Source organism: Pedobacter sp. 01N310 (assembly GCF_056399805.1).
This window is the reverse complement of sequence record NZ_JBFTSB010000013.1, coordinates 47,592-64,562: the sequence shown is the minus strand read 5'-3', so window position 1 is coordinate 64,562 and position 16,971 is coordinate 47,592. Positions and strand designations below refer to the sequence as shown.

11 protein-coding genes and 2 tRNA genes are annotated in these 16,971 nt (G+C 39.4%); 5 read left to right on the top strand and 8 right to left on the bottom strand.

The window, feature by feature from the left end:
* Nucleotides 1-98: 98 nt before the first annotated feature.
* Complete coding sequence (locus AC1DNH_RS20205) at nucleotides 99-359, top strand: GIY-YIG nuclease family protein (RefSeq protein ID WP_477586027.1); 261 nt, start codon at nucleotides 99-101, stop codon at nucleotides 357-359.
* 166 nt (nucleotides 360-525) lie between these two features.
* Here the strand turns inward: AC1DNH_RS20205 and AC1DNH_RS20200 are convergent, their stop codons facing one another.
* From AC1DNH_RS20200 to AC1DNH_RS20185, 4 genes are all read right to left on the bottom strand, one after another.
* The gene (locus tag AC1DNH_RS20200) at nucleotides 526-2,964 is read right to left on the bottom strand and encodes a glycoside hydrolase family 2 TIM barrel-domain containing protein (RefSeq protein ID WP_477609363.1); all 2,439 of its coding nucleotides are present in this window, start codon (nucleotides 2,962-2,964) and stop codon (nucleotides 526-528) included.
* Between the two features lie 187 nt (nucleotides 2,965-3,151).
* Complete coding sequence (locus tag AC1DNH_RS20195; RefSeq protein ID WP_477583030.1) at nucleotides 3,152-4,264, bottom strand: thioredoxin-like domain-containing protein; 1,113 nt, start codon at nucleotides 4,262-4,264, stop codon at nucleotides 3,152-3,154.
* A gap of 301 nt (nucleotides 4,265-4,565) precedes the next feature.
* On the bottom strand, nucleotides 4,566-6,203 hold the full coding sequence (locus tag AC1DNH_RS20190) for a RagB/SusD family nutrient uptake outer membrane protein (protein WP_477583028.1): 1,638 nt from the start codon (nucleotides 6,201-6,203) through the stop codon (nucleotides 4,566-4,568).
* A 19-nt stretch (nucleotides 6,204-6,222) separates the two neighbouring features.
* A complete protein-coding gene (locus tag AC1DNH_RS20185; RefSeq protein ID WP_477625603.1) occupies nucleotides 6,223-9,186 on the bottom strand; it encodes a SusC/RagA family TonB-linked outer membrane protein in 2,964 nt (987 codons plus the stop codon).
* Between the two features lie 541 nt (nucleotides 9,187-9,727).
* Here AC1DNH_RS20185 and AC1DNH_RS20180 point away from each other — a divergent pair.
* Nucleotides 9,728-10,852: a pectate lyase family protein gene (locus AC1DNH_RS20180; protein WP_477610887.1), complete on the top strand. Its 1,125-nt coding sequence runs from the start codon at nucleotides 9,728-9,730 to the stop codon at nucleotides 10,850-10,852.
* A 287-nt stretch (nucleotides 10,853-11,139) separates the two neighbouring features.
* Here the strand turns inward: AC1DNH_RS20180 and AC1DNH_RS20175 are convergent, their stop codons facing one another.
* A complete protein-coding gene (locus tag AC1DNH_RS20175; protein WP_477584793.1) occupies nucleotides 11,140-11,859 on the bottom strand; it encodes a M15 family metallopeptidase in 720 nt (239 codons plus the stop codon).
* A gap of 293 nt (nucleotides 11,860-12,152) precedes the next feature.
* Here AC1DNH_RS20175 and AC1DNH_RS20170 point away from each other — a divergent pair.
* Together AC1DNH_RS20170 and AC1DNH_RS20165 are read left to right on the top strand one after the other, a co-directional pair.
* Nucleotides 12,153-12,225, top strand: a tRNA-Gly gene (locus AC1DNH_RS20170).
* A 70-nt stretch (nucleotides 12,226-12,295) separates the two neighbouring features.
* Nucleotides 12,296-12,379, top strand: a tRNA-Leu gene (locus AC1DNH_RS20165).
* A gap of 960 nt (nucleotides 12,380-13,339) precedes the next feature.
* Here the strand turns inward: AC1DNH_RS20165 and AC1DNH_RS20160 are convergent.
* Together AC1DNH_RS20160 and AC1DNH_RS20155 are read right to left on the bottom strand one after the other, a co-directional pair.
* Complete coding sequence (locus AC1DNH_RS20160; RefSeq protein ID WP_477608761.1) at nucleotides 13,340-14,530, bottom strand: C1 family peptidase; 1,191 nt, start codon at nucleotides 14,528-14,530, stop codon at nucleotides 13,340-13,342.
* Nucleotides 14,517-15,287: a hypothetical protein gene (locus AC1DNH_RS20155; RefSeq protein ID WP_477579891.1), complete on the bottom strand. Its 771-nt coding sequence runs from the start codon at nucleotides 15,285-15,287 to the stop codon at nucleotides 14,517-14,519. Before AC1DNH_RS20155 ends, AC1DNH_RS20160 begins: the two co-directional genes overlap by 14 nt.
* Nucleotides 15,288-15,835: 548 nt before the next feature.
* Here AC1DNH_RS20155 and AC1DNH_RS20150 point away from each other — a divergent pair.
* Entirely contained in the window at nucleotides 15,836-16,324 is a 489-nt protein-coding gene (locus tag AC1DNH_RS20150; RefSeq protein WP_477579893.1) for a DUF1569 domain-containing protein, read from the top strand.
* A 115-nt stretch (nucleotides 16,325-16,439) separates the two neighbouring features.
* Here AC1DNH_RS20150 and AC1DNH_RS20145 read toward each other — a convergent pair whose 3' ends face one another.
* Nucleotides 16,440-16,694 carry a hypothetical protein gene (locus tag AC1DNH_RS20145; RefSeq protein WP_029279491.1) on the bottom strand — a complete coding sequence of 85 codons (255 nt, stop codon included), beginning with the start codon at nucleotides 16,692-16,694 and terminating at the stop codon, nucleotides 16,440-16,442.
* Nucleotides 16,695-16,971 lie beyond the last annotated feature (277 nt).

Here is a 16,971-nt window from a genome sequence, read left to right as displayed (position 1 = left end):
ATGACACCGGTAATAGTAAAGTTTGCTAGTATAAAATCTGGTAAGAACAATTTAAGTAAAGAGGCTGCAGGGGAAGTCATATAAAGTGAAATAGTAAAATGCAAAGCTATTTGTTTTTACCGTCCTCCACAACTTTTGGTATTGATCCACATTCTGAGAAAATCGGGAAATTTTATATTGGGCATACCGAAGATATTAACAAAAGACTTCTTCGGCATAATAAAGGCCAGGTAACTTCAACCAGAGGTAAAGGTCCGTGGACTATTGTTTACCAAGAATATTTTCCTAGTCGAGCAGAAGCTGTACAGAGAGAACTTGAAATCAAGTCGAAAAGACCAGTAAATATATCGAAAGGCTAGTTGTCGATGGTGGAACTGATGGACACGTCCCGACCTAAAGTCGCGATGCTTCAAAGGCATAAGGGTTCGATGCCCGCTCCGGGTACGAATGGGAACCTTACACATTTTTGAAGAAGGTTGCTCTTTTTGAAGCAACCCTTTCTTTTTTAATTTCAATACGTTATAGTTAATAACGAAGTGTATGCTGAATTGCTTCTGGAGATGAGCGAACTACAACCACAGCATCGGCCAGGCCCGGAGCGCTTGCCTTTAACTTTATCGTTCCAGTGCTTTTGGTACTTTTGATGACCACCAGCGCCCGCCCTTTCCATGCCCTACGTGAGTTGGAAACATAGGGATCTTCATCTTTCAGGTTCGCATTGTCTACTCCAATAACCTTCCCTGGACCCTCAATCTCAAAATTTACCCTGTTTTCAGAATTTGGCTGCAACACACCGTTTTTATCGGTCAGCTCAACAGTTACAAATACCAAGTCTTGTCCATTTGCACTGATTTCACTGCGATCTGCCGTGAGCTTTATCCTCGCCGTGTTTGCCGAGGTTCTGAGTGTGGCTTTTTTCACTTCTTTACTATCCTGAACACCAACAGCAAGCAATTCTCCAGCAGCGTAGGGAACGGTAAAAACAGCCTTAAACTCTTGAACTATGCTGGTTTCCTGCTCTCCTATCAGTTTTTTATTAAGGTATAAACGAACCACAGGATATTTGGAATAAACCTCAACCTGAAGCTGTTTACCCTCATATCCCGGCCATGTCCAGCTTTCCCAGGTTGGCCATACCGACCACAATGTTTCTTTGATTTCCAATGGTTCCGGGGCTGGTTCACGGACGGCCATATAGAGTTTTTCATTATCGTTATACAACATGCTCCGGTAATGGGAAATGGGTTTCCGCCATCCGGTCAGGTCAATATCGCCGCAGTAAGCGCCATGCCATGGAAAAAAAGTATTCTCCCAATGCTCACCGGGTACCTCACCCGAATAATAATAACGGCCTATGCCCGATTCGCCAAGGTAGTCGAGTGCAGTCCAAACAAAGTCTCCGATGATATAGCTATTGTTATTTACAAGTTTCCAATTGGCAAAAGCATCTCTGGGATAGGATTCTGTTTGAACAATGATCCTGGAAGGTACTCTTTGATGATCTGCTATAGCCCTGTGCAACTGATAATTATAACCAGCAACATCATGCTGTACCATTAATGGATCAAATATTTCCCAATCCTTATCCCAGGTAGTCATTGCTGAGGTTACAGGACGGGTAGAATCAATTTCATGAACAGCATCTACCAACATTTTTGCGGTATGTACCGCCTGTGGTTCCTTCCGTTCTATGATCTCATTCCCTATGCTCCACATGATAATCGAGGGATGATTCCTATCCCTAAGCACCATTGCATTTATGTCTTTTTTCCACCAATCATCAAAAAACATGGCATAGTCATATTTATTCTTGGCGGTTTTCCAACCATCAAATGCTTCATCGATAACCAGCATCCCTAAGCGGTCGCATGCATCCAAAAAAGCTTCAGAAGGGGGATTATGAGCAGTTCTTATGGCATTAAACCCTGCTGCTTTCAACAGTTCAACCCGCCGTTGCTCGGCCCGGTCAAAGGCAGCGGCGCCTAAACAACCGTTATCATGGTGTACACAGCCGCCATTGAGTTTAAGTGTCTGTCCATTCAGCTGAAAACCATTCTCTGTCGTAAATCTTAATGAACGGATCCCAAAATCTGTCCGGTTGCCATCAATCACCTTTTTATTGGAGATAATATTAATTTGAGCCCGGTATAGGTTAGGTTTTTTGGGCGACCATAAAAGTGGTTTTTCTACCTGTATATCCTGTATTACCTCCTTTTCACTATGCGCTTCTAACCTGACCTGGGTTTGTATTGAACCTGACTTTTTCAGCCCTGGATCAAGAAGATTGGTCTGAACCGTAACCGTTTTGGGTAGTGCGGTTTCGTTCTTAACCCTTGTTTTAATCTTTACAATGGCTTTTTTTTCGGCAACTTCAGGCGTAGAAATTCCTACCCCCCAATTGGGAATATGAACCTGCCCTGTTACCACCAGGCACACATGACGGTAGATGCCGGAGCCGCTATACCAACGGCTGTTTTTCTGTTTTGAATTATCTACCCTAACCGCAATTACATTTTGTTTCCCAAAATTAAGATATGGACTAAGATCGTAGGTAAATGCAGAATATCCATAAGGATAGGTGCCTAATGATTTTCCATTGATAAAAACTTCTGAATTCATGTAAACTCCCTCAAAGTTTATGGAAATAAGCTTCCCCTTCCAATCAGACGGCACCATAAATTTCTTTCTATACCAGCCTGCTCCCGATGGAAAAAAACCTCCGTCTCCACCAGTTGGATTTTTCGGACTAATCTTCCCTTCAATGCTCCAATCATGTGGCAGATCGAGCGTTCTCCAATGCTGATCATCAAATTCAAAACTGCTTCCGCCCTTAACATCTCCCAGATTAAATTTCCAATCATGATCAAAGAGCTGTTTACGCTGTACCTCCTCTTGCGCATTTAAAGCCAAAGGGCCAACTGCTATGAATAATATTAAAAGGATCAAAGATTTGAAAAAAGACATGGCCTATATATTTGGTGTTATCAAATATAAAAAACAAACGTTAAAATAACGATTATTATTTAACCACAGTATGACGATATCAGTGATGTAGGAAAAGAAAATGTGACATTTCGATCTAAGTCATCATCAGCACATCTTTTCCTTTGCAACAGCAAAACTTATTTGCGATATACAGATTTGATATGTCTTATTGTTTTTTGGCGAGTTGATTCTGAACTTCCTTCAGCACAGCACCGTCATAATATCCCGACCATTTGGATACAATTTTTCCTTTGGGATCAATAAGTACAAATGTTGGATAGCCCGTAATACCATACTTGATGGTCGTTTCCCCATAAAATCCTTTCCCATCCCAAAGACTTAGCCATTGCGGCTGGTCTCTATTTACACCCTTTAACCAGGTTTCTTTACCGGTGTCACCTGAAAATGAAACTATGGCCAGTTCCTGACGGTATGCCTGTGAGATTTTCTTTAATTCGGGAACCGATTCTACACAAGGGCCACAGTAGGTGGATGAAAAATCCAGCAATACATATTTGCCTTTTATTTCCGATAAAGCATGGCGCTTTCCATCCCTATCAAAACCGTTGAAATCAGCATAAACATCCCCTACTTCAAGAGCATCGCCCACGGTCAAAAAAGTTTTGATGCGCTTTGCATAAGAAGTGTTTTTGAACGTTGAATTCAGTGCGTTATAAAATTTACTGATGGTGTCTTTTGAAAAATCTCTTTTAAGGTAGAACAAGGCGTCGAGTGCTTCATAACTGTTCAGGTTCTGTTTCACAAAATCCATCCTAGTGAGCATATCCAAACTGTCCAGCCTAGCGATAACCTTCCATATTGCCTTACCTTTTGATTTCGCACTATCCCCAGTCAAGGCCTGGTATTCTTCTACCAATCTGCTCCGCTTCTTATAACCTTCTTTAGTCAGGTCGATCATTTTGTTGTGCATGTCCTGAGTTTTTGAACCCGTTATTTGCAGATCAAAAGGAAAATCCTTGATATCTCCTTTTACATTGATCCTTTCATTTCCCATCAACAATGTGAAGTAATAAAACTTTTGTCCGGCATTTGTGGTAACCCATAAAGATTGGGGTTCTGCCCTGAGTTTTCCTTTAAAACTTAAAAAATTGTTTTTGATTATTGCGCTATCAATATTAGTATCAAGGGTGACATCGTTTAAATAAAATTTTGTACCATCTTCAAAACCAGTAATTTGAGCATTGATCACATATTGTTGCCCAAAGGATTTAGTATTAATGAATATCCCGAGAAGCAAGAGCAGAAAAGCGTTTTTCATATATCCCCAAAGTAAGATTTTTCTTGGCAAAATACAATTTGCAAACAGATGAATTTCTTCAACAACCTGTCTGTTGCTAGATTACCCGACACCCTTAAGCGATGTGCATTTTTTGATTTGTTCACCGGTTAGAAAAAAAGGAACTAAATGAACTGGTTTGGCCAACAACACCCTTTCAATCTTTCCAATGAACGAACGATAAGAAGGAAAACAACAAAAAAATGCCGCTTGAGAGCGGCATTTTTTCAATATAGATCCAAAACAGGTAAAAATTTCCCGAAGGTTTGTTCTGGGAAAAAACTTACTGATAACCTGGGTTCTGTTTAAATTCGTCCTTATTGGTTACCGCATCTACCTGTGTTCTTGGGATGGGGCGTACCAGATGAAAATTCTGTATTCCCCCGGCGGCATTTGGATTGTCAGCCTTAACCCTATCAATGAGTTTACCTGTTCGTTTGAGGTCGAACCAGCGTAGCTGTTCACCGGCAAATTCTCTTGCCCTTTCATCAAGGATCAGGTCTAAGGTTACCTGGCTACCCGTAAGCTGCATTTCGGCAACTTTACCTGCCTTAGCTGCCCTGGTACGCACAACATTTAAATAGGTTGCAGCCTGATCGGGGTTTCCCAGATTGAATTCTGCTTCGGCGGCAATAAGATAAAGCTCAGCAAAGCGGATTACATAACTGTCCCGTGCACTTTGTGCCTCATTTGCACTCGTTCTGGTGGGATCATCAAACTTATTTAACGATACATAATGTAACTGATCTTTCACCGTTCCGTTTGCATTATACACCGCATTCCGGTCGTATATCTTATAAAGTTTGCCTGCTGGTGCATACACCTTTTTTGTTGCAAATATAGCGGTATCTCCTATAGCCATGCCAGCAGGCCTCGAAGTACCGTTTGCAAACCATGCTGTTTTAAATGAACCTTCATACCGCGCATCGTTATCAGAATAAAGATCCAGGAGGAACCTTGTAGGCATATACCTGTTAAACGGCCGGCCGTTGGCAATATCCCTGATCATACCTGGCTGGTCGTCGTATTTCATGGCGAAAAGCATATGACCATTATTGCTCCCCCTACTGTGCCCAAGCGGATTTAATATCGGATCGGAAAGGTCGTTCAGGGAAAGATTTACAGCATAGTTTACCGCATATACCACTTCCTTGTTTTTAAGGTTCGACATTTTCCATAAATCTGCATAATTAGGCAGCAAGGTAAAACCATACCCACCATTAATTACAGCAAGTGCCATGGCCTTTGCTTCAGTGTATTTTTTCTGGGTAAGGTACATCCTTGCCAAAAATGCCTGGGCCGCAGGTTTTGTAACCCTTCCATAATCGGTGGTTGTAACTGGAAGCCGTTCGACAGCAAAAAGCAGGTCATCAATAATCTGTTTGTTAAATGTTTCAACAGGCGTCTTATTTGCTGTGGTAATTACGCCCTGGGTTTCTGCAAGCGAAAAATGTACTCCACCCCAGGTCTCCACAATATGCCAATAATAAAATGCCCTTAAAAACCTGAGTTCCGCCTCCCTTATTGGACGTGCAGTAGCGGACAGACCAGCGCCGGAAATTCTGTTGACCCCTGTATTACAAAGATTCACAGCAGCATAAAGCTGTTGCCATTCTGTGGTAATAGCGCCATTTGTTCCCTGAAGGTTAATGTACTGGGTAAGGTCGGTTGCCACATCACCGGCACCGCTCATCCAAAGATCTGTTCCCATTTCTGAAAGGCCAAACCCTTCTTCCTTTCCATACCACCAGCGCTGGTAGGAATAGGCCGCGTTTACCAATGTTTCGAATCCTTCCGGGGTGGTAAAAACGCTTTCGGCAGTAATTCCCGAAGGGTTATATTCTTTTAACGATTTCTGGCAGGATGCAGTAAATGTGAGTACACTTAACAACAGCAATCCTTTAAATATATATTGTTTCATCATGTTTTCCTTTAATTTTCTAAAAAGTTGCATTCAGTCCGAAGGTATATAGTTTGGTCATCGGTGCATTTTCCGATCCTCCCCTTTCAGGGTCATACTCCTTTAAAAATGCCGAGCGGGTGTAGGTGAATGGGTTTCTTGCCGTAGCATATAAACGCAGGCTTTTAACAAAACTCTTCTGGATAACTTCTTTTGGAACGGTATAACCCAGGGTGATGTTGCGCAGCCTTACATAAGACCCATCTACATAACCAAGGGATGAGGAATAAAGCGTTGAGGCCAGGGAAATATTTTTATTGGGACGCGGATAATCATTGCTCGGGTTTTCTGGGGTCCAGTAGTTGATAACAGTTGTACTATTGGCAACGCCCTGCGGATCATACCTTCTTAAAAAATCTGGATAAATGGTCTGTCCAATTCTGGCAAAAATATATACATTAAGGTCCCATGATTTATAACTAAAGGTATTTTCAAGCCCTCCGCTCCATTTTGGCCTGTTGGTGCCAATAATCTTTCTATCATTGGTTGCATCTATTTTCCCATCGTTATTGAGATCGGCCACACGTATATCGCCCGGCTTCTGCCCATATTTTGCAGCTTCTGTTTCTTCTCCAGTTTGCCAGATCCCGATTTTCTGATAATCGTAAAAGGCCTGTACAGGTGAGCCTACAAACCAGGAGTTGAGCACATCCGATTGTGCCCCGCCAGCAAGCTCAGTTATTTTTTCTACATTTCTGCTAAAGGTGAGGTTGGTAGACCATTTGAAATCCCTGCCCTCCAGGTTTTTCGAAGAAATAAAAATCTCAATCCCCTTGTTTCTTGTTTTGGCAATATTCTGGGTTACTGTGGTTACACCATCGGTTGGAGGCAAACTTCTGTTAAGAAGCAGGTCGTAAGTTTTAGAATCATAATAGTCGAAAGTTGCCGTAATCCTGTTTTTGAACAATCCAATCTCCAGCCCGAAATCACTTGTTTTGGTCTTTTCCCAGGTTAGATCAACATTTCCGATCCTTGGAGAATAGGTATAGGCCGGAACAGATGTTTCATCGTAGCCGAAAGCTATCCTCGAAAGGCTGCTCTGGGTAGAATATGCGCCAATATTATCACTTCCCGCAATACCATAACTGTATTTAACTTTCAGATCGCTGATTACCTTACTATCCTTCAGAAACTTCTCATCACTGATTCTCCACGCAACAGCAGCCGAAGGGAAGAATGCCCATTGATTGGCCTCTGCAAGTTTAGAAGAGCCATCAGTTCGTCCGGTGGCAGTTAATAGATATTTCCCTTTATAGGCATAATTAATCCTTCCGGCATAGGAAATCAGGTTGCTCATGTTATAGGCAGTAGTAACAGCCTGGTTCTGGGTATTGCCCAATGCATAAAAAAGCTGCGATTTGAGCAATTGGTTCTCTCCCGATGCAGCGATATTGTCAGACCGGTTAAAAAGCATACTATTGATCCCTGTAAGGGTAAACGAGTGATCTTTTATTTCTTTGTTATAGGTTACAAAATTTTCAATATTGATTAAATGGCTGTTCGAAGCCGAATATGCGGCCTTTGGAACTGAACCATTCCTGTCAATCGAATACCGGTCGGCAAACGTACCTGTTCTGTCGGTATTCAGGTTTGCGCCCACATTCGACCTGATTACAAGTCCTTTTATTGGTTTTAGTTCCATATAAGCAGACAAGAGTGTACGGTTGATGATCGATTTTCCGGAATATACATCTGGTTGCTCATCTGCAAGGGGATTCACAGAAGTTCCCGCAAGCGGATAGACAATAAAATTGCCCTGTGCGTCGAAAGCATCACCCAAAGGCGATATTTTGTTGGCCTGGTTTAAGGGATCCCTTCGGTTATCTATCTCGTAATGGGTAAACTGTGCCTGCATCCCCGTTGTGAAATACTTTCCAATGTTCTGATCGAGGTTTAACCGCGCCGAGTAACGTGCCGATCTGTCGTTTTTGAGGAGTCCTTTTTCATTTAAATAATCGAGCGAAAAGTAGGCTTTGGTTTTTTCGGTTCCGGCCCTAACACCGAGCTGATAATCCTGTTGGCTTCCATCGTGGAGCAATAGATCCTGATAGTTGGTAAACTGGTTATTCTGAACGGCTGCATATTCGGCCGAATTAAAGATTTTGATATCATCGGCAGGGCTGGCCCAGTTCCCTGTGGTACGATAGGCCTGGCGGCGCTGCTCAACAAATTGCTGGCCATCCATTACACCCGGATACCGTGCAACCTGCGAGATCCCGTAATAGGAATTAAGTGATACAACGGCTTGTCCGGAAATCCCTTTTTTAGTGGTTACCAGGATTACACCATTGGCACCTCTCGATCCGTATATTGCAGTAGAGGAAGCATCCTTGAGTATTTCCATTGAAGCAATATCGTTCGCATTTAGATCCTGCAAACTTCCGTACTGCACACCATCAACAATAATAAGCGGACCGTTTCCTGCTGAAATGGAACGGGTACCCCTAATATTAATATTAACGCCCGATGAAGCTGAGCCACTGCTTCTGGTAATATCAACACCCGGTACTTTTCCCTGAATAGACTCAAGCGGATTTGCCGAAGGCACTTTAGCAATATCATCCCCCTTAACAGATACAACAGCACCTGTAAGATCGCGTTTTTTTACTGTTCCATATCCAATAACAACAACATCGTTCAAGTTGGTTTCGTCTGGCGACATCTTGATACTAATTTGACGCTGTTCGCCCACAGTTACTTCGCGGTTTGCATAACCCACGTAATTAAAAATGAGCACCGCAGTGTTGTCTGGTACACTTATGCTAAATTTCCCATTGCCGTCTGAACTTGTGCCCTGGGTAGTGCCCTTAAGGAGTATACTCACCCCAATAAGGGTTTCACCGGTTTTGGCATCTGATACCTGGCCGATAACGGTACGGTTCTGCGCTGTAGCAGTAAAAAAAAGCAGACAGCACATAGCCAACGATAGATACAATTTGATCATAATATTTGGTTAGGTTTTCAATAGCACATCAAATCCTAAAATTCGATATACATGTTAATTATTAGTTAGATGCAAACGGCACAAAGACCTGAAATCCAGCACCGAACAACATACCCAACAATCTTACGGAGTTTTAATCAGAGCCTGCAGTAAATTGGATTATTTATTTGTGCAATCGTTTGCGGAGCTTAATAAAGCAGAAATCAGAAAGGAATTTAGGCTAAAAACGATACCTGATAAATTTAAAAAAATGCAATAATATTATACAAGCTATGCTATATAAATAATGGCCAAGAATATAATTTTTTATGCGGCCGTTCAATGGAAATCAATCTTTTTTTGATGTATTAATGGTAAAAATCAATAGATACAGCATTACGCAAACGATAACGGGAACGATTGCACAAATATTTAGACATAAAAACACTAATTAAACATATACATTATGTAACTTAAATAATACAACAACCGAATATTAACCAAATGTGCTTAAAAAAACTTCTGCCCTGTTGTAAAAAATTCTAACCAAAAAAAACCAAAAATGAGAAACAAAAATCTATGCCATTATTTAATGGCTATTAGCATCCCTATGCTGATGTTCAGCTGCGAAAAGTCGGCTCAACTGACTGACGAAACTAATAACACATCACTTTCAACCGACCAAACCATTCCGAACCTTGCAACAACCGAAGCTATATGTTATGCCAAAGCCTGGGCATCGCAAAACGGCGGCACTACCGGCGGTGGAGAAGTCAGCTCCACGGTGGTTACAAATTATGCATCGTTAAAGTCGGCAATAGAAAATACAGCAATCAAGGTAATCCAGGTCAATGGCACAATAACAGTACCTTCTGGCGGAAGGATTTCCTTTCAGGACCAGACCGGAAAAACGCTCTTTGGGTCTACTAGTGCAAAGATCGTTTCAGCTGATCAGACCAAGGCCGGCTCAGGGATAATGTATGTAAAAAGATGCAAAAACATAATTATCCGGAACCTGATTTTTGAAGGTCCGGGCGCTTACGATGTTGACGGCTGGGATAATGTTACCTTAGATGCTTCTACCAATGTTTGGGTAGACCACTGTGAATTCAGAGACGGCGTTGACGGAAACTTTGACATCAAGGCTGCTTCCGATTTCATTACAGTTTCCTACTGTAAATTCACCTATCTGAAAGCACCAAGAGCAGGTGGCCCAGGGGGATCAGATGATCATCGCTTTTCTAACCTGATTGGCTCAGGTGATGATGTTACTTCGGACAGGGGGCATTTCCGTATTACTTTTGTACGCTGCTGGTGGGCCCAGGGCTGCGTTGGCAGGATGCCAAGAGTAAGGTTTGGCAAGGTACATCTAGTGAACAACTACTTTAACAGCACGGCAAGCAAAAACTGTATCCAGGCTGGTTTCGAATCAAATCTGTTGATCGAGTCGAATGTATTCGAAAATGTTAAGATCCCGATCGATCTGATGAACAACAGTGCAACAGCGCTTCAGGTGAAAAACAATATATTTACCGCTGTCACCGGAAATACTACAGGTAATGGTGTAACGGCTTTCACTCCGCCTTACAGCCTTACTGTGCTTAATGCTTCAACAGTAAAAGCAAATGTTACAGCTTCCAATGGCGCAGGGGCTACACTTTCGGGTAATACCTGTACATCTCTATAGTCCATACATCATTTAAGTAAAAACAGGGACTTGACAGTAGCATGTACAAACGGTTAATTTAAGTTGATTAATATCCTAAAACAAAACCAAGGATGGATCTTTCATGCTTCCAACCTTGGTTTTATTCATCCCCTCTAATGATACCAGGGCAGAACCGCTGGTAAAACCATTTGACGATATTACATTTAATTAAGAATTTTAGAATAAAAGCATGGTAAAAGTTGATTTGGAAATAATTTCCAGAATATAGATTAGCGGTTTAATTTATTTAATGTTCTACGTTTTGATCATTTAACCAGATATCTATTATTAACATATCCTTTAATGCCTTCAAAAACCACATTACTCCATTCGCCTTCTCTCGAAATTTCGCTAAGATAATCGCCTTTTAAAATAACTTTTTTCTTTCTCGAAGTAATAGATGGTCCTGTTCTAAGGTTTAAAGCTGCTTTTGCCCTGTAGAGGTTGGCTACGTTTAGCGCAGCTCTTTTTAAATTGACATAACCATTTTTTTGATCGCCAATATTCCATTTGGCCTGCAATTGTTGCCAGGTATAACCAAAATCGAATTGAAAATGTGGTGGATCTTTAAAACTCTTCCAATCACCTCCCCACTCCCAGCCGTTGGCCTTAAAAACGGCAACTACTTCTGTCCAATCGGCAATATCATCTTCGTCGAAATCTTTAACCATATTCCACGAAGTTTCCTTACCATCTATAAGCAGCACAAAATCCATCGCTAAACCATAATTATGTATCGATTGACCTGCCTTTGCATTAGTCACAATATTTCCCATCGGCTTACTTTTCGATTTGCCATCAGGGTTAACCACAGTCCGGCCCAATTTATATAAAGCATCTTGCTCCTCAAACGTGCGCAAAGTAGCAGTTATTCTGGCTTGTGCCCTACCCGTTAACTTTAATTCGGCTTTAGAAAAAGTCTCTGTTGCTAAAGCCCTTAAATCAGGGTGTAATAATTGAATTCTGGTTTGGCTTAATTTATCCATATATTAAAGTTTATAAACCTTTTTACTTTGGCACAAGCAACGATTACAAACGCTATTAGAATAGATAATCCATTAGGTAACAAACATAAACTTGAAAAGTTCTACATCCGAGAAGGCCTACATTAAGCTCCAGAACAACAAAAAACCTTATAAATCCTAATTTCAAGAAATTTACCGCGCTGATTTTTAAGCATTAAGAATTTCATCCTAAAAATTTATTTTATTTTTTTGCTTTAAAAACTTTAATTCCTATATTTGCAACCCCAAAGGAATACAACACTATGTATTAATTTGCGAAAGTAGCTCAGTTGGTAGAGCACGACCTTGCCAAGGTCGGGGTCGCGAGTTCGAATCTCGTCTTTCGCTCTAAATGCCTTCCTACCAGAAGGCATTTATTTTAAAGTTAACCTACCGAAGGATTTCGGAACAGGCTAATGCTCGGGTGGTGGAACTGGTAGACACGCAGGACTTAAAATCCTGTGCTTTCAAAGGCGTGCGGGTTCGATTCCCGCCCCGAGTACTTAAGGAAACGAACTACATGTTCTGTTTCCTTTTTTTATGAACCTAAATGCCTGAATTGCAAACTTTTAAAAAACAAGACCTAAGTATTCTACATTAGTAGAATTTATTGCAACACTATCTAGTTACATTTTGAGTGTTCAATGCTCCCGAAAGGTTTACGCTATATTTTTGACAGTTTCTAGCTATCAAATACAAAAAATTTAGAATAGCATTCGCTTCGTATTCATCAACAATAATATTATTCTTCGCAAGAATAGATGTTGCTCGTTTGATTGACATTTTTTTCTCTTGAAATTTCATTTTTCATATTATTTGGGTTCCATGATTATTTCCTTTTTAATAAAATTTTAGGAATGTGCTTTCTGGCTGTATAAAAAGTGCACCTATCTGAAAATTAACTCTTTGGGGTGGAAATAAACTCACTATTTCTTTTTTATCTGATGTATCTAGAATTTCAAAATTTTTGAATATGTCATTGACAGATTTACTTTCTAGCTTAGATTGGGTATTCAGGAAAAATGGCCGCACGTTCCTTTTTCAAACTGACGCTCCATTCCGCTTCAAACCGACACCTGATTACAGAGCAAAGTGGCCGTTTTGATTGCCTTAGCTGCTTTTTTAGATTATAGCACCAAGGAGTAATTGGTCGAATTTAAGCGAAATGGAGGCTGTATGAAGCTCTAATGGTCAAAGGTAAGGGCTAATCTATCAGCCCTTCTAAGCCGCTATCGCATTTTTTTGGGGATCTCGCGTAACTTGCAGTATCCAGAGGGTCTGTTTTGGGCTATTTTGAGTTCCTGGACGGGTTATTTCGTAAATAGCTGAATCTAGAAAGCAGTTGGGAGGAGTTGTTGGTATTTGTTCAGAGGGAAAGGAACAATATTGTATTTACTCGGCAATCCATTTGGCGGCCACTTTGCACTGAAATGGAGGGGTTCACTATTAGTGAAATATGCAATCATAATCCCTCCATAGTAAAATAGGCAGCTTTTTTTATAAAATTATAACCAGCATTATCAATGGCATCCAACGTAAATCGATACTTTCTGTCATCAATATAAAACTCCTTAGAAGAATCCTCTTGAATAAAGAAATTATATTTTAAGACATCTTTATCATCCCTGATATTGATTACAGCATAATCTTTTGAATTACTTACTTTAGAAACTATAATTTTATAGTTGTTAAAACGACGAAAATATCCTTTTTTAGCCCAGCTAGAAATGTAGTTATTTGAACTGTCAGATTTTAATCTATCTACCTCATCTTCTAAACTACCTTCTTTAATTGGTAAAAAATTGACTATTTTTTTTCTAACATAACAAGCATAGTTCATTGCACCTCCTTCAAGAATAGAATAAGATATCCAAACATATCCTCTATCTCCCCAACCAACTCCCCAAGAATTCAATACTTTGAATGCTTTAATATCCTCCCTATACCCAACAATAACCATTGCATGGCTAAAATTAGATGCAGCTGCTGTTTTCCAAAAAGGATTTGACTTAGTAATATTTCCAGAAGTTTGAAAATACTTATCAATCTTTACACTTAGCACTAAAGGGATATTGTCGTTAAGCACCTTTTTAATTGTATAGATGTCATTAACTTCAACAACTTCATAGTTTGGCATTGCTGCTTTACTCGCTTTAATTTTAAGAATTGGATCCAACTTCATTGTACAAACAGTAGGACTATACTTTAAATCTAAGTATTTTACTCCTCCATCTTGTAAAATCTTACCAAGCATTGTTATCGATCGTGCCGTAAAATCGCAGCCCTCATTACCTTGGTTATAATATTGATAAACATATTCTGGGCTATACACTTTTTTAAAGTCAGTATTTTTATTACCGTCAATTAAAGATTTATGCTTATCCAACACACTTCTTAAAGCATAAGTCGTTGCAAATGCCCAGCAAGATTGTTTGTTTTTCCCTTGGTAACCTGCAACTGGCATCATATATTCTAAATCAATACTATTTTCTAACGGCTTTTGGCTTTTATTGTAAATTACTGGGCTGCCCTCTTTAATTTCTAGAGCACTTGTTTCCTTTTCTCCAGTTGGGTAAACCTCTTGGGCAATTGACAAGAAAGGAATTAAAGAAAACCCAAACATTAATAAAACCGAAATCTTACAGTAAGGCATCTTTAAGTGAGATTAAATCGATACTAACTACTCTATCTTGTGAAAACTTATTGTTGCTAGAATAAGCTCTTCCATCTGCTGTTACAAAACTTGCATTTACTTTTGCCGTTAAATCTGCCTCAACAAATCTTTTATTATTAATTAGTGTAAGAGTTGCAGTTTTCACAAAAAAATATTTTTTAAGGTCTGCTGCAGGAAGCGTACTAATAAGTGCTTTTATGGCATCCTTATCTACATAATTTTTTGGCACTATAGAAGTTGTTACATCTTGTATAACAATTTCCATAATTTCCTTTGCACCTACGGATGCTGAGCCAATTAAGGCCGTTGCATTAAAGTTTGCCGTATTATTAATTTTGCTGCTATAAACTATCGCATTATCCAGCGATTTAATACTTGGAGCTAATGAATCTAGCAATACAGGATCAAGCGTCACAATTGTATACGAAGAGTCAGTTTCGTCAAATTTCACTATATTCCCAGGGATGTAAACAAGGTCATAACTTAAACCGGCTAAGCCTTGAAATATTTTTCTTTTAGTATAGTATTTTGGTAAGGCTTCTATAACAAGAGGATTCTTTCCTCCAGCAGCTCCTTCCTCAACTAGTGATGCTTCACTTGGCAATTTGTTAATATCAAATATTTTAAATTTATTTTTGCTATTTTCGTCAAGCTCAATTTTTTTTGTTTGTTTACAAGATGTTAAAAAAAATAGCGCCAACGCTATAACTGATAGAGTGTGAACTTTGATTTTCATAAAATTATTTTTGAGTGGTTAATTGATTTATTTTAAGATTGAACTTTATAGAACTAACGTAGTAAATAATTTGATAAATACCTAATTTTAAATATTTTATCAAATTATTTATTCCAAAACCGACTGATTTGCCTAGGTGTTGTAAAAATCTCTCATCCCTTCGCCATCAAACACTCAAAAGATTTTTGCAACTCCAGATCTGGCATGATCTTCCTCGCTATTTTCTAGATTAACTTTCTCCAAAATCCTTTCTAATAACTCCAAGAAGCCAGAAAGGTGTTCTAATAATTTCTCGTTCACTGTACACACAAAAAATCGAACAAAAAGCTTTCAGAAATGAAAGGGTTGTTGTTTAACAAGTTATTTATCTCATCGCTCAAATGAGGAATCTGGAAAAAAGAGGATCAAGAATCTATTTCAATTATTATTGTGATAATATACAATTGGCAAATATCGCCTTATAATTGTCTTGGATCACCCCACTCCGCGGCTAAGCTATAGCATATATTTGTACAGCAGCTTACCTGTAAACCTGCACCCCATATAAAATGAACCCGCTAACCGAGCTAATAGCACCAAAGAACCGTAAATATTTAGAAAGCCTGTTGCTAAAACTTCAACCAAGCACATTTGCTATTTGGGGAAAAATGACCGCACAACAAATGGTTGAACACTTGATAAGCCAGGTTGAATATACCAATGGCAAAAAGAAACCTTTCTGTGAAGTTTCAGAAGAAGAAGCAAACAACGCCAGACAAATCAATATCTACACCGCTGTAGAAATACCAAGGAATGTAGTATTCGGAACACCTCAGCAAAAGTTACTGTATCCAGATCTGGTTAGTGCCACTAAACAGTTAATGACAGAACTTCGTGATTTTGACCGGTATTTCGCTGAACCTGGAAAAACCGAAATACATGGCGCATTTGGACCAATGACCTATAAAGAATGGCTGATATGGCACAGCAAACATTTTTATCACCATTTGCAGCAATTCGGATTAATAACAGTATCCGCCATTTATGGCCCATGTTGAGAAAAGCGCAATGAATCAACATCATTTTTATTTTACTGCATTTGGAACAAAAGAATCCTAAAATAAAAAAGGCTTTCTTTGCCATAAAGAAAGCCTTTGCCAGAAGAATATCCGCTTAACTTAGGATAATCTGGTAATTTACATTTACTCTTTTTGGATAATTGCTTTCCTCGTTGTTTAAGGAAACAAATGCCGCATTGCCATGAACTTCATTTTTCAACGCATGCTCATAATGCGATTGGATAGCTTCTTGATAATCGTGCTGAAGGTTTTTCGTTGTTTCGGCTAAAAGATTTCTATCATTCAGGTTCTCTGGCAATAATGTAATATCGCAGTTTCCGTCACTGATTTCTTTGACTAAGTATTTCATTTTTGGTTTTAAATCTTCGTTTCCTGTTTTATAAATAAGATTTCGAGAACGGTCAAAAATATGGTAAGTCTTTAGCTTGTATGTAATCTAAAAGTTAATTTTTTACTTAAAATGATGTATTAATTTTAATGCAAACTACATTACTATCGCTACATCATTTTAATTTTATCGCAATCTGCATGATTACTAGTCTGCTCATTATTTTTCTCGATTGGACTACCGGCACGCTTAAAACTAAACGTTGTGCTTTCGTCAAAATAGATCGAAACCTTTTAGC

Bases quoted from the DNA above. Each gene is read 5' to 3' on its own strand.
- AC1DNH_RS20205 (WP_477586027.1), top strand. From the start codon at position 99: ATGCAAAGCTATTTGTTTTTACCGTCCTCCACAACTTTTGGTATTGAT.
- AC1DNH_RS20175 (WP_477584793.1), bottom strand. From the start codon at position 11,859: ATGGATAAATTAAGCCAAACCAGAATTCAATTATTACACCCTGATTTA.
- AC1DNH_RS20195 (WP_477583030.1), bottom strand. From the start codon at position 4,264: ATGAAAAACGCTTTTCTGCTCTTGCTTCTCGGGATATTCATTAATACT.
- AC1DNH_RS20155 (WP_477579891.1), bottom strand. From the start codon at position 15,287: ATGAAAATCAAAGTTCACACTCTATCAGTTATAGCGTTGGCGCTATTT.
- AC1DNH_RS20145 (WP_029279491.1), bottom strand. From the start codon at position 16,694: ATGAAATACTTAGTCAAAGAAATCAGTGACGGAAACTGCGATATTACA.
- AC1DNH_RS20200 (WP_477609363.1), bottom strand. From the start codon at position 2,964: ATGTCTTTTTTCAAATCTTTGATCCTTTTAATATTATTCATAGCAGTT.
- AC1DNH_RS20180 (WP_477610887.1), top strand. From the start codon at position 9,728: ATGAGAAACAAAAATCTATGCCATTATTTAATGGCTATTAGCATCCCT.
- AC1DNH_RS20185 (WP_477625603.1), bottom strand. From the start codon at position 9,186: ATGATCAAATTGTATCTATCGTTGGCTATGTGCTGTCTGCTTTTTTTT.
- AC1DNH_RS20190 (WP_477583028.1), bottom strand. From the start codon at position 6,203: ATGAAACAATATATATTTAAAGGATTGCTGTTGTTAAGTGTACTCACA.
- AC1DNH_RS20160 (WP_477608761.1), bottom strand. From the start codon at position 14,530: ATGCCTTACTGTAAGATTTCGGTTTTATTAATGTTTGGGTTTTCTTTA.
- AC1DNH_RS20150 (WP_477579893.1), top strand. From the start codon at position 15,836: ATGAACCCGCTAACCGAGCTAATAGCACCAAAGAACCGTAAATATTTA.